Here is a 12,596-nt window from a genome sequence, read left to right as displayed (position 1 = left end):
GCATCTGACGGCCATGCCCTTGCGCACATCTCCACGTGCGGCACGCGCAGCCGCAGATCGGTGTCCGCGGCCGTGCTCGCCTGCGGCGGTCGCGCTGCAGCACGACAACCGGCCGCGCCACGCACTACGCTAAGCCAGCGCCGCTCCTACGGCAGCGCGTGACCAACCCAACAACCAACACAGGAGCGCCCAGCCGATGCAGTGGATTTCCCTCACGTTGCAGACTTCATGCAAACGGCTGGCGCATAGCGTCGTTGCGGCCGCCCTGGCGACCGCCGTCTGCAGCGTGTCGGCGGCCGAGGTCAAGGTGACCGGGACGCTGCGTGCGGACCAACCGGGCGCGCAGGTCTCGCGGCAGCTCTTTGGTCAGTTTGCAGAGCATCTGGGTACGGGCATCTACGGCGGCGTGTGGGTGGGCGAAGACTCCCCGATTGCCAATACGCGCGGATACCGCAACGACGTGCTCGCCGCGTTGAAGGCCATTGCGGTGCCGAACATCCGCTGGCCGGGCGGCTGCTTTGCCGACGAATACCATTGGCGCGATGGCGTGGGTAATCCGGCCAAACGCCCGATCCGCGTCAATACGCATTGGGGCGGCGTGGAAGAGTCGAACCGGTTCGGCACCCACGAGTTCATGGACTTCACCGAACTGCTCGGCACCCAGGCCTATATCGCCGGCAACGTGGGCAATGCGGCGCCTGACGAGATTGCGCAGTGGACCGAATACATGACCGCGCCCACACGCTCCAGCCTGGCCGACGAGCGCCGCGCCAACGGCCGCGATGCGCCATGGAAGGTGCCCTACTTCGGTGTGGGCAACGAGCTGTGGGGATGCGGCGGCAATATGCGGGTGGAATACGCGGCCGACGTCTATCGGCGCTACCAGACCTTCGTCAAGGCGCCGGCAAATCAGCCGCTGCTCAAGATCGCGCCTGGCCCCAATAACGACGACTACCACTGGACCGAGGTGATGATGCGCGAGGCCGGCACGCTGATGGACGGCCTGAGCCTGCATTACTACACCGTGCCCGGCGGCTGGCCGCCGCGTGCCTCATCGACCGACTTCGACGAGCGCGCCTGGATCGATACGCTGTCGCGCACGCTGGTGATGGACGAGCTGATCACCAAGCACAGCGCGATCATGGACAAGTACGACCCGGGCAAGAAAGTCGCGCTGGTGGTCGACGAATGGGGCACCTGGTACGCAGGCCTGCCCGATGCGAATCCGGGATTTCTGCATCAACAAAACAGCCTGCGCGATGCGCTGGTTGCGTCGCTGAACATCGATATCTTCAGCACGCATGCCGAGCGCGTGCGCATGGCCAACATCGCGCAGATGGTCAACGTGTTGCAGGCGATGATCCTCACCGATGGCGACAAGATGGTACTGACGCCGACTTATCACGTGTTTGCGCTGTACAAGCCTTACCAAGATGCCACGCACCTGCCGCTGCAGCTGCAGACACCGGAGTACCGCCACGGCGACGCGCAGGTGCCGGCGGTGCATGGCTCGGCAGTCAAGGCGAAGGATGGGCATGTGTATGTCGCGCTGACCAACCTGGATGCCACTGCCGCGGCAAGTGTCAGCGTAGACGTGCAAGGGCTGTCTGCACGCCGTGTCGACGGGAAGATTCTGACCGCTCCGGCGATCACTGCCCACAACACTTTTGCGCAGCCGCGCGTCGTCGAACCGAAGCCATTCAACGGCGCCCGTTTGCAAGCGAAGGTGTTGACGGTGGCACTGCCTGCGCACTCGGTGGTGATGCTCGAGCTGCAGTAAGCCAGCTATCGCGGGGTTATCGCTTCAAGAGCGCGCAACAAAACGATTGCGCGACCACCACACAGGCCAGGCCGTTGCTGGAAATCAGCATGTCACGTGCGCACGTCAGGGTGCGTGCGCCAATCACACTCGCGTGGCCGGTCGCTGCGCTTGATTGGCCGATCTAAACCGATGTAGACGCCTATATCGGTAGCGAATCCGGCTCAGCAACGCGCCACTCTGTCGGCAAGCGTTCCAGCAAGTGCGCCATGAAAGCGCGCACTTTCGGAGTGAAGTCGCGGCGGTCGGCCACGCAAAGAAACAGACGCAATGGCTCGACGGCGGCCTGCGTCGCGTCGCTGCCATCGGGCACAAACAACGCTTGCAGTTGACCGCGCTGCAGGTAGGGCTGCACCACGAAGGCGGCCAGGCGGGTGATGCCGCCGCCAGCGGCAGCCATGGTGGCCAGCGCGTCGACATCGTCGCTGACCATCGCCTGGCCGAGTTGCGGCTGAAACCGCACGCCGTCGCGCACGAAGTTCCAACGCAAAAAGCGCCCGTCCACTGGGTAGCGCAGCAACAGACAGTCGTGATATTTGAGCTCGTCCGGGTGCTTGGGGGTGCCGCAGCGGGCCAGATACTCGGGCGCGGCGCATACCACGAACGGCACATCCGCAATGGGCCGTGCCACCAGGCCATCTTCCAGCTGCGCTTCGATACGCAAACTGACATCCACGCTCTCCTGCGCGTGCTGCACCACTCGGTCGGTGCACAGCAGTTCGATCTCCAACTGCGGATATTGCTGACGCAGCGCAGGCAGCATCGGTGCGAGCACATGGCGTGCGAACGCGGCGGTGCTGGCCACGCGCAATCGTCCCGCCAGCGCCTGCTGCGGGCCGGCCACCAGTTGCCGCGCACGCTCCAGGTCGCGCTCCAGTTGCCGCACCTGTTCGAAATACAGCGCACCGCGTTCGGTCAACGCCAGGCTGCGGGTGGTCCGGTGCAGCAAGCGCACGCCCAGGTGCTGTTCGAGCCGCGCGATGTTCTGGCTGACCGCGGCGGCGCTGACGCCCAGCAATTTGGCTCCACCGGCGATGCTGCCGGCATCCACGGTGCAGACGAAACTGCGAATCGACTGAAGAATATTCATTAGTGGAGCAACTATTCCCGAGCGATTCGTAAGATTCTCTTACGTAAGCCGCAAGGTTACGCGATCTACCCGAGCTGCGACGCTCGCCCTAGAGTTGTGCCATGCCGCTGGTTCGCGGCAAGCGAGGCCCCCCTATGTCGTCATCCCCACCCTCCTCCGCACTGGCGCGCTCACGTTGGAAGCTCGGCGTACGCGCCACACCGTTCGTGTTTGCGTTTTACATGGCCGCGATCATGGCGTTGCTGATGTGCGTCGTGATCACCGGCGCCAATACCGGGCTGACGCCGGGATTCGGATGGCGCGTGCTGGATGCCTACCGCATTGCGATGCCCACCGCGTTTTGCTGCGTGCTGGTGGTGCGGCCGCTGGTAAGCCGCCTGGTTGCGTGGACCGTGCATGCGGGGCAGTGACGAACGCCGGCAAGTGCAACGCTGGTGATCGACAGGCGCATCTGCATGGCAGTGCCTGCGCGCGTATGGCGTAGATGGCACCGCCATGCTGCAAGCGCTTCCATGCATCCTCGACACGTTTGAGGTCTGACCGCCTCGCGCATGCCAGCCGCTGCGCGGCAGTGAAACACCCCGAGCATGCGCGATCGCATCAGGCTGCTGCCGCGCAACATGCGGCAGCCGACGTTTGCGACCGTCGTCATACCAATGATTGATTATTCCGGAATGAACACCACGGAACGGAAACACGCCGAACAATTGCTTTGACTCTGAACCAGGCGCTGCGCAGCGTCGTTTCTCCACGGACCCCGGTCCATCATCGGAGAGGCGCATGAGCGTCGTACGCAGCGTCACCATGCAGTTCGCTGTTTTGCTGGGCATCGCACTGGCAACCTGCGCGCAAGCGCAGACCCTGGTGTGGGAAGACAACTTCAACGGTCCATCGATCGACGGCACCAAGTGGACGTACGACGTCGGCAACGGGTGTCAGATCAGCTTGTGCGGCTGGGGCAATGGCGAGATGCAGTACTACACCAGTCGCCCCGACAACGCGCGTATCGAAAACGGCCGGCTGGTGATCGAAGCGCGCCGCGAAGCGTTTGGCGGCATGCCCTTCACCTCGGCACGGCTCAAGACCGAAGGCCGCATGCATTTCACCTACGGCACGCTCGAAGCGCGCATCAAGACGCCGGTGGTCGGCAATGGACTGTGGCCGGCGTACTGGATGCTGGGCACCATCGGCGTGTGGCCCGGGCGCGGCGAAATCGATCTGATGGAAGCCGGCATGGCTGCGGCGATCGCCAACGGCACCGCCAATCGCCGTATCGGTGCGGCCGTGCATTGGGACTACAACGGCGCGCAGGCCGACTACGACACCAGCTACACCAGCCCGGTGAATCTGCACACCGATTTCCATGTGTACCGCATGACCTGGGACCCGCAGTTCATCCGCATCTCGATCGACGGGCAGCAGTACTTCGAATTTGCGATTTCCAATATCGAAGGTGCCTCGCTGCACGAGTTCCATCAGCAGCAGTATCTGCTGCTCAATCTGGCGGTGGGTGGCACCTACACCGGGGTGACCTCACCGGCCGCGGTGACCGCACCGCTGCCGGGCAAGATGGAGATCGATTACATCCGTCTGTATCAAAATCCCGGTTCGCAATTGTATGTGGGCAGCCAACACGCCATGCCGGCCGGACGCTTCGGTGTGTTCACCGACCAGGCCGATACCAGCGCGCGATTGACCTTCGGCCAGGATGCCGAACTGTATCTCTGGAACAACCTCACCCCGATCGCGCAAGCGCCGTTCGAAGGGGCCAATGTCATGGCGTATCGCGCCAACGCGGGGGCTTGGTATGGACTGGGAATCCAGAGCGATTACCGCAATCTGGCTACCTACGCCGGCGGCGCGCTGAAGCTGCAGGTAAAGACCACCACCGCATCGACATTCAAGATCGGCATCAACACCAGCTTCGGCGACAGCTGGGTGGATTTTGCGGCCGGCGGCAACCAGTACGGCCTGGTGCGCGATGGCGCCTGGCACGAAGTGAGCATTCCGTTCAGTGCCTTCTACGACCTGGATCTGCAAGCGGTCAAACAGCCTTTCATGCTGGTGGCCGAACCGCCGGGCGCGCCGGTGGAGATCGCCATCGACAAGGTCTACTACCAGAGCCGTTGACGCCGCAGCGGATGCAAATCTGCGGCCAGCGCTCAGGCGTTGGCCGCAACGCCCTTCAACATGTCGATGAGCTGACGTAGGCGATAGGGCTTGGGCAGAAAATCGACCCCAGCCGGCAGCGGCGGCAGCTGCGCTTTCGCAAACCCCGAGGCCAGGATGACGCGCGCCTGCGGCAACAGCTGCGCCACCTGCTCGCTCAATTCGATCCCCGACATGCCGTTGGGCATGCGGATATCGCTGAACACAACATCGTAAGGGCCGCTGTCGCGCAGCATGCGCAAGGCGTCATGGGCATCATCGGCGGTGTCGACGGTGATGCCTGCATCGCGCAATGCCTCGCCGATCAACTCGCGCAACTCTTCTTGGTCTTCCACCATCAGCAGGCGCAGGGGTTCAGTCATGCTCGGCCTCCTCGATGGCCGGGAGAAACAGGGTGACGGTGGTGCCGCACCCAGGTGCGGTCTCCAGATCGACAAAGCCACCGGATTGGGACGCAAAGCCATACACCTGGCTCAATCCCAGGCCGGAGCCTTTGCCGACATCCTTGGTGGTGAAAAAAGGCTCGCTGGCGCACTGCGCCACCTGTGCCGACATGCCGGGGCCATTGTCGCGCACTGCGATGCTGACGTAACGACGCGTAGCGCCCTGCGGCGCCGACGGTGCAACGCGCTGCTGCGCGGCGGTGATCACGGTGATGGCGCCACCGGCCGACATCGCATCGCAACTATTGAACACCAGATTGAGCAGCGCCGCTTCCAGTTGGCCGGGGTCCACGCATACATCGGGCAACGCATCGGCGAAGTCCAGCGAGAGCGTTACCGCGGTCGGGCAGGCGCGGCGCAATAATTCGAGCGTGCGCGTCACCACCGCGTTGGCGGCGTGCCGCTCCGGAACCAGGCGCTGCCCGCGCGCGAAGGCGAGCAGCTGGCGTGTCAGCAAGGTGCCGCGATCCACCGCGGTCTGCGCCGCTTCCACCAGCATGCGCGTGCGCGCATCGTCGCCGGCACGCAGCGCGATCAGATCCAGGCTGGTCACCATTACCGTCAGCAGGTTGTTGAAGTCGTGCGCCATGCCAAGCGTCAACCGACCCAGCGCCTCGACTTTCTGCGAATGCAACAGCGCGTCCTGCGCCTGCTGCAATAGACGTTGCGCGTCATGGCGGTCGGTGACATCGCGGGTGATCTTGGCAAACCCGACCAGCACGCCAAACTCCAGCACCGGTTCGATTACCACGCTGGCCCAGAAGCGGCTGCCGTCCTTGCGTACGCGCCACCCTTCAGCAGCAAGACGCCCCTGCCGCTTGGCAATGTCCAGGTTCTGCATGGGCTCGTCGCGCTGCGCATCTTCGGGCAGATAAAAACGCGAAAAATGCGAACCAAGCACGTCAGCAGCGGTATAGCCCTTGATGCGCTCACCGCCGGGATTCCAGCTGCGCACATAGCCGCCGGTGTCGAGCATATAGATCGCGTAATCGGAGACGCTTTGCACCAACAGCTGGCACTGCCGGCTGTCGTGCGACAGCGGCCCTGCGTTGTCGATGGTCCTTTCCGTCTCCATCGCGCGATGTTCCCCCGGAAAAGCGCGCGACCATAGTGACGTTGCCGTGAAGGTTGCGTGCAAGCCAACCCGGCTGGAAAAGCGTCAAAAACCCGGCGATTGGCGCGTGAAAGTTATCGGCTACCATGACCGCCCTCTCAGTTCGGTGCGCGCGCCTCATGCAGAACATCTCGACCACACGCGACCGCTGGATCTGGGTCATCGCGGGGGCCTTGATGGCTGGCACGTTGAGCGTGGAGTTGGTCACGCCGCTGGGGTATGCGGTGTGGCTGACCTACTTCGTGGCGGTCGGCGTGACGGTCTTTCAGAACCGCCCGCAGGCGCCGCTGGTAGTCGGCGTGCTGTCGTGCGTGCTGCTGGCGATCGGTTTTCATCTGGCGCCGCCCAGCACCAATTCGAGCTTCTCATCGATCAACCGCAGCATTGGCGGCGTCTCGTTTCTGGCGATGGCGTTGGTGGTGACGCAGGCGATCCGCGCACGTCGTCAGGCCGAATTGGCGTTGTGGCTGCAACAGGCCGAAAACACGGTTGAAGCCAGCCTGCGCGGCGATCAAAGCCCGGAAGACTTGGCCGATGCCGCGCTGCGCGCGCTGTGCGACACCTTGGGCGCACAGGTCGGTGCGCTGTACCGCATCGAAGGCGAGCGCCTGCGGCTCACCGGCGGCGCGGCGCTGCCGGTCGACATGCCCAAGACGCTGCCCAGCAATGCCGGCCAATGGGGTGAGGTGTTGCAGCGTGGCACGGTGCGCCGCGTGCGTGGCGTGGATGCCGGGCATCTGCAGATTGCCTCCGGGCTGGGCCAGAGCGCCTGCCAGGAATTACTGCTGGCCCCGGTGACTGCCGATGGCCGGGTAATCGGTCTGCTGGAACTCGGTCGGGTCACCGACGCGCAGACATCCGGATCGCGCGAGCAAGAATTGCTGGCGCGTTGCGGCGAGAACATCGGCCTGGCGCTGCGCACCGCGCTGCTGCGCGCGCAGTTGATGGCCCTGCTGGAAGAAACCCAGCGGCAGAGCGAGGAACTGCAGACGCAGCAGGAAGAACTGCGCGTGGCCAACGAAGAACTGGAAGAACAAAGCCGCAGCCTGCAGCAATCGCAAAGCGATCTGGAACAGCAGCAGGCCGAACTGGAACAGACCAACGTCCAGCTGGAAGAACGTACCCAGGCGCTGGAAGCGCAGAAGCAGGCGCTGTTGGTCGCGCAAGGCCAGCTGGTGCGCAATGGCAACGAACTGGCCACCGCTTCGCGCTACAAGTCGGAATTTCTGGCCAACATGTCGCACGAGCTGCGCACTCCGCTCAATAGCGCGCTGATCCTGGCCAAGCTGCTTGCCGACAACAAGGACGGCACGCTCAGCGCCGACCAAGTGAAGTACGCGCAGGCGATTCTGTCGTCCAACAACGATCTGCTGGCGCTGATCAACGACATCCTGGATCTGTCCAAGATCGAAGCCGGTCACGTGGAACTGACCGACGACACCGTGGCCACCAGCTCGGTGCTGCAACGACTGCGCGACACCTTTGAACCGCTGGCGCGACAGAAGGGCCTGACCCTGGAAATCGGCACCGAGGCCGACGCACCGGCGCAGCTGGTGGTCGACAACCAGCGTCTGCAGCAGATCCTCAAGAACCTGCTGGCCAACGCGATCAAGTTCACCGAACGCGGCACGGTGAGTCTGTCGATCCAGGCGAGCGCGCCGGGACGCGTGCTATTCAAGGTCGACGACACCGGCATCGGCATCGCACGCGAACAGACCGATGTGATCTTCGAAGCGTTCCGTCAGGCCGATGGCAGCACACGGCGTCGCTATGGCGGCACTGGCCTGGGCCTGTCGATCTCGCGCGACCTGGCACAACGCATGGGCGGCAGCATCAGCGTGGACAGCGAACCCGGGCGCGGCAGTTGCTTCACCCTGGAATTGCCGACCGACGGTGCACCAGCAGAAGCGATGCGCGCCGCCGAAGCGACATCGACGTCAACTGCAATCAACGCGCCCGCGCTATCGCGTCACCACACCGGCATGACGATGACACCGCGGCCTGGCGAGCACCCCGCCGCTGTCTCCGCTGCAGTGCCGCTGCCGATTCCTGCGCCCAGCGCGGCGCCACAGCAACGCGCGCAGGACGACCGCGATCAACGCACCCGTCCCGGTCGGCTGATCCTGGCAGTGGAAGACGACACCCGCTTTGCGCAGGCCCTGGTGGACCTGGCGCACGAGTTGGATTTCGATTGCGTAGTCGCCCCCAGCGCCGAAGAAGCGCTGAGACTGGCCGCCGAGTTGCGCCCCAGCGGCATCCTGCTCGACATCGGCTTGCCGGATGCCTCCGGCCTGAGCGTGCTCGAACGCCTCAAGCGCGACCCTGCCACCCGTCACATCCCGGTGCACGTGGTGTCTGCACTGGAACGCAGCCAGATCGCGTTGGAATTGGGTGCGGTGGGCTATCTGATCAAGCCGGCAACGCGCGAGTTGCTGGCCGGTGCGATCCGTCAACTGGAAGACACCAACGCGCGTGCGGTGCGTCGCCTGCTCATCGTCGAAGACGACAGCGCCTTGCGCGAAAACCTGCAGTTGCTGTTGGCGCGCGACCAATTGGACATCGTTGCGGTGGGCAGCATTGCCGAGGCGATGGCGCAGTTGGCCGGCTCCACCTTCGACTGCATGGTCACCGATCTCACCTTGCCCGACGGCAGCGGCTACGACCTGCTCGAACGCATGGCCGGCAACGACGCGGTGGCGTTCCCGCCAGTGATCGTCTACACCGGGCGTGCACTGACGCGCGATGAAGAACAGCGCCTGCGCCGGTATTCCAAGAGCATCATCATCAAGGGCGTGCGCTCGCCCGAACGGCTGCTCGACGAAGTGACCTTGTTCCTGCACAGCGTGGAAGCCTCGCTGCCCAGCGACCAGCAACGCCTGCTGCGCGAAGCACGGCGCCGCGATGCGGTGCTCGACGGCGCCACCGTGCTGCTGGCCGAAGACGACGTGCGCAACATCTTTGCGCTGTCCAGCGTGCTCGAACCGCTGGGCGTGACCCTAGAGATCGCACGCAATGGCCGCGAAGCGCTGGAACGCCTGGCCGAGCGCGAGGTGGACCTGGTACTGATGGACATCATGATGCCGGAGATGGATGGCATCACTGCGATGCGCGAGATCCGCGCCAATCGCCAGTGGCAGGATCTGCCCATCATCGCGCTGACCGCCAAGGCCATGGCCGACGACCGCGAACGCTGCCTGGAAGCCGGTGCCAACGACTATATCGCCAAGCCCATCGACGTGGACAAGCTGGTGTCGCTGTGCCGGGTCTGGTGTTCGCGGCAATGACGCCGGTTGAACTGTTCGATCTGGAGTTGCGGGTGCTGCTGGAAGCGGTGTACCAGCGCTATCACTACGATTTTCGCGATTACGCGGTGTCGTCGTTACGGCGGCGCATGCGCCATGCCATGGCGCGTTTCGAGTGCGCCCGCGTGGCCGATCTGCAGCATCGGCTGCTGCACGAACCGGAAACGTTTGCGCAGGCGATGCAGTTCTTCACCGTGCAGGTGTCGGAGATGTTTCGCGACCCGGCGTATTTTCGCGTACTGCGCGAGCATGCGGTGCCGGTGTTGCGCACCTATCCGTCGATCAAGTTGTGGGTGGCCGGCTGCAGTACCGGCGAAGAGGTCTGGTCGCTGGCGATCCTGCTGCACGAAGAAGGCCTGCTGGAAAAGGCCGTCATCTACGCCACCGACATCAATCCCGAAGCGTTGAACATGGCCGAAGCCGGCGCGTACGGCATCGATCGCATCGCACAGTTCAGCCGCAACTATCTGGATGCCGGCGGCCGTGGGTCGTTGTCGGACTACTACACCACCGCCTACGACGGTACGGTGTTCGACCGCCGCTTGAAGCGCAATATCGTATTCGCCGATCACAGCCTGGCCACCGATACGGTGTTCTCCGAAGTGCATCTAGTGTCGTGCCGCAATGTGTTGATCTATTTCAACCGCGGCCTGCAGGACCGTGCCGTGGGCCTATTCTTCGACGCGCTGGTGCACCGCGGGTTTCTGGGTCTGGGCAGCAAGGAATCGCTGCAATTCGGCGCACATGCGCAGGCCTTTGAAACCTGCGCACGCGAACAACGCCTGTATCGGAAGGCCGCATGAGCAGCACTCCTGCGTACCGGCAGTTCGACGCCATCGTGATCGGCGCCTCCGCCGGTGGCGTGATGGCGCTGCAGGCGCTGTTGTCCCACCTGCCCGCCGATCTGCCGATGCCAGTGCTGGCGGTGCTGCATCTGCCGCGCGACCGCACCAGCCATTTGGCCGAGCTGATGGACGCGCGTTGCGCGTTGCCGGTGCGTGAGGCGGACGACAAGCAGCCATTGCGCCCCGGCACCGTGACCATCGCCCCGCCCGACTATCACCTACTGGTGGAAACCCGCGACAGCCTGGCCCTGTCGATGGATGCGCCGGTGCTGTTCTCGCGCCCGGCGATCGACCCCTTGTTCGAATCGGCTGCGGACGTGTTTGCCGAGCGTCTGTTGGCGATCCTGCTCACCGGCGCCAGCAGCGATGGCAGTGCCGGCGTGGCCGCAGTGCGCGCAGCAGGCGGCACCGCCTGGATCCAGCTGCCCGATGATGCCGCGTCTCCGCTGATGCCCGCCTCTGCCCTTGCCCACGCCGGTGCCGATGCGGTGCTGACCCTGCAGGCGATCTGCAACCGACTGGAAGTCTTTCACCCATGAATCTCACCACGACCGGCCTTGCTGCGCACGGCGACGAACCCGCCAAGCTCCTGATCGTGGACGATGTGCCGCAAAATCTGGTGGCGATGGAAGCGCTGCTGCAGCGCGACGGCATCCAGGTGCTGTGCGCATCCTCCGGCGCGCAAGCGCTGGAGCTGCTGCTCGAACACGATGTGGCGCTGGCCCTGCTCGACGTGCAGATGCCGGAAATGGACGGGTTTTCGCTCGCAGAACTGATGCGCGGCTCGCAGCGGACCCGGCATGTACCGATCATCTTCCTGACCGCCTCGCCGAACGATCCGATGCGCGCGTTCCAGGGCTACGAAAGCGGTGCAGTGGATTTTTTGCACAAGCCCATCGAGCCCCACGTGATCCTGAGCAAGGTCAATGCGTTCATCGAGTTGTACCAACAGCGCCGGCTGCTCAAGGCGCGCAATGCCTCGCTGGAACGCGCGCTCACGCTCAACGAAACCATGATGGCGGTGCTCACCCACGATCTGCGCACGCCGCTCTCGGTGATCCTGTTGTGTGCGGACAAACTGAGCCTGGACTTGGATGGCGACGGCTCGGCCGCACGCACGCTCGGACATCTGGAAACCAGCGCGCGGCGCATGGCGCGCATGGTCGAACAATTGCTGGATTTCTCGCGCCTGCGCACCGACGGGCTGTCGATGCAGTTCGGCCCCTGCAATCTGGGCGAGGTGGCGCACAGCGTGGTCGGCGAGGTGGCGCAGGCCAACCCGCTCACCACCATCGACCTGCGCACCGAAGGCGACCTGGACGGCGACGGCGACGGCGATCGGCTGGCGCAGGTGGTGTCCAACCTGGTAGGCAATGCGGTGCTGCATGGCGGCAGTCATCCGGTGCAGGTGCATCTGGACGGCCGCGAGCGCGACGTGCTGCGGCTGTCGGTCCGCAACACCGGGCACATCCCCGACAGCCTGATGCCGCGCTTGTTCGAACCATTCAAGGCCAGCTTCCATGCCAGTCAGGGACTGGGGCTGGGATTGTTCATCGCCGATCAGTTCGTCAAGGCGCACGGCGGTACGCTGCAGGCGCGCAACGAAGCCGGCGATGTGGTGTTCGAAGCCAGACTACGGCGGCACAACCTGGCTGCATGATCGCAGCACGCGCCGGCGGCCAGGCAACGCACTGGCGGCCTGCAACAACGCATGCGGCCACGCTGCGCTGTGCGGCTGGACGCCCGCGCAATGCCCGGCGCAGGAGCACCCGCGACACCAGCCCATCTGGGCGTTGCAGCATCGCAACCGCACC

At 64.4% G+C, this 12,596-nt stretch carries 11 protein-coding genes; 8 read left to right on the top strand and 3 right to left on the bottom strand.

The window, feature by feature from the left end; translation table 11 throughout:
• Positions 1-196: 196 nt before the first annotated feature.
• A complete protein-coding gene (locus tag ACZZ0O_RS12740; RefSeq protein WP_463590930.1) occupies positions 197-1,780 on the top strand; it encodes an alpha-N-arabinofuranosidase in 1,584 nt (527 codons plus the stop codon).
• A 181-nt stretch (positions 1,781-1,961) separates the two neighbouring features.
• Here ACZZ0O_RS12740 and ACZZ0O_RS12735 read toward each other — a convergent pair whose 3' ends face one another.
• Positions 1,962-2,909, bottom strand: coding sequence for a LysR family transcriptional regulator (locus ACZZ0O_RS12735; RefSeq protein ID WP_463602837.1), 948 nt, complete (start codon positions 2,907-2,909; stop codon positions 1,962-1,964).
• Positions 2,910-3,043: 134 nt separating this feature from the next.
• Between ACZZ0O_RS12735 and ACZZ0O_RS12730 the strand changes: the two genes are divergently transcribed.
• From ACZZ0O_RS12730 to ACZZ0O_RS12720, 3 genes are all read left to right on the top strand, one after another.
• Positions 3,044-3,319, top strand: a complete 276-nt coding sequence (locus ACZZ0O_RS12730) for a DUF2798 domain-containing protein (protein WP_055845463.1) — start codon at positions 3,044-3,046, stop codon at positions 3,317-3,319.
• Positions 3,320-3,496: 177 nt separating this feature from the next.
• Entirely contained in the window at positions 3,497-3,625 is a 129-nt protein-coding gene (locus tag ACZZ0O_RS12725; protein WP_463590929.1) for a hypothetical protein, read from the top strand.
• 64 nt (positions 3,626-3,689) lie between these two features.
• Complete coding sequence (locus ACZZ0O_RS12720) at positions 3,690-5,039, top strand: glycoside hydrolase family 16 protein (RefSeq protein ID WP_463590928.1); 1,350 nt, start codon at positions 3,690-3,692, stop codon at positions 5,037-5,039.
• 32 nt (positions 5,040-5,071) lie between these two features.
• Here the strand turns inward: ACZZ0O_RS12720 and ACZZ0O_RS12715 are convergent, their stop codons facing one another.
• Together ACZZ0O_RS12715 and ACZZ0O_RS12710 are read right to left on the bottom strand one after the other, a co-directional pair.
• Positions 5,072-5,440, bottom strand: coding sequence for a response regulator (locus ACZZ0O_RS12715; RefSeq protein WP_055845468.1), 369 nt, complete (start codon positions 5,438-5,440; stop codon positions 5,072-5,074).
• Positions 5,433-6,596, bottom strand: coding sequence for a PAS domain S-box protein (locus tag ACZZ0O_RS12710; RefSeq protein ID WP_463590927.1), 1,164 nt, complete (start codon positions 6,594-6,596; stop codon positions 5,433-5,435). Before ACZZ0O_RS12710 ends, ACZZ0O_RS12715 begins: the two co-directional genes overlap by 8 nt.
• Positions 6,597-6,754: 158 nt before the next feature.
• On the opposite strand from ACZZ0O_RS12710, the gene ACZZ0O_RS12705 reads away from it, so the two are divergent.
• From ACZZ0O_RS12705 to ACZZ0O_RS12690, 4 genes are read left to right on the top strand one after another with little or no spacing between them, the layout of a single operon-like run.
• On the top strand, positions 6,755-9,919 hold the full coding sequence (locus tag ACZZ0O_RS12705) for a response regulator (RefSeq protein ID WP_463590926.1): 3,165 nt from the start codon (positions 6,755-6,757) through the stop codon (positions 9,917-9,919).
• Positions 9,892-10,740: a CheR family methyltransferase gene (locus ACZZ0O_RS12700; protein ID WP_463590925.1), complete on the top strand. Its 849-nt coding sequence runs from the start codon at positions 9,892-9,894 to the stop codon at positions 10,738-10,740. The genes ACZZ0O_RS12705 and ACZZ0O_RS12700 overlap by 28 nt, the downstream gene beginning before the upstream one ends.
• On the top strand, positions 10,737-11,321 hold the full coding sequence (locus ACZZ0O_RS12695) for a chemotaxis protein CheB (protein WP_323514227.1): 585 nt from the start codon (positions 10,737-10,739) through the stop codon (positions 11,319-11,321). Before ACZZ0O_RS12700 ends, ACZZ0O_RS12695 begins: the two co-directional genes overlap by 4 nt.
• Positions 11,318-12,442, top strand: coding sequence for a hybrid sensor histidine kinase/response regulator (locus ACZZ0O_RS12690; protein WP_463590924.1), 1,125 nt, complete (start codon positions 11,318-11,320; stop codon positions 12,440-12,442). The genes ACZZ0O_RS12695 and ACZZ0O_RS12690 overlap by 4 nt, the downstream gene beginning before the upstream one ends.
• The last annotated feature ends 154 nt before the right edge of the window (positions 12,443-12,596 follow it).

This window comes from Xanthomonas sp. AC360, assembly GCF_979258225.1.
The sequence above is the reverse complement of the archived record's forward strand: the minus strand, read 5'-3'. Positions and strand labels throughout refer to the sequence as shown.

Coding starts and splice junctions, on each gene's coding strand:
- ACZZ0O_RS12740 (WP_463590930.1), top strand. CDS start 197: ATGCAGTGGATTTCCCTCACGTTGCAGACTTCATGCAAACGGCTGGCG.
- ACZZ0O_RS12735 (WP_463602837.1), bottom strand. CDS start 2,909: ATGAATATTCTTCAGTCGATTCGCAGTTTCGTCTGCACCGTGGATGCC.
- ACZZ0O_RS12730 (WP_055845463.1), top strand. CDS start 3,044: ATGTCGTCATCCCCACCCTCCTCCGCACTGGCGCGCTCACGTTGGAAG.
- ACZZ0O_RS12725 (WP_463590929.1), top strand. CDS start 3,497: ATGCGCGATCGCATCAGGCTGCTGCCGCGCAACATGCGGCAGCCGACG.
- ACZZ0O_RS12720 (WP_463590928.1), top strand. CDS start 3,690: ATGAGCGTCGTACGCAGCGTCACCATGCAGTTCGCTGTTTTGCTGGGC.
- ACZZ0O_RS12715 (WP_055845468.1), bottom strand. CDS start 5,440: ATGACTGAACCCCTGCGCCTGCTGATGGTGGAAGACCAAGAAGAGTTG.
- ACZZ0O_RS12710 (WP_463590927.1), bottom strand. CDS start 6,596: ATGGAGACGGAAAGGACCATCGACAACGCAGGGCCGCTGTCGCACGAC.
- ACZZ0O_RS12705 (WP_463590926.1), top strand. CDS start 6,755: ATGCAGAACATCTCGACCACACGCGACCGCTGGATCTGGGTCATCGCG.
- ACZZ0O_RS12695 (WP_323514227.1), top strand. CDS start 10,737: ATGAGCAGCACTCCTGCGTACCGGCAGTTCGACGCCATCGTGATCGGC.
- ACZZ0O_RS12690 (WP_463590924.1), top strand. CDS start 11,318: ATGAATCTCACCACGACCGGCCTTGCTGCGCACGGCGACGAACCCGCC.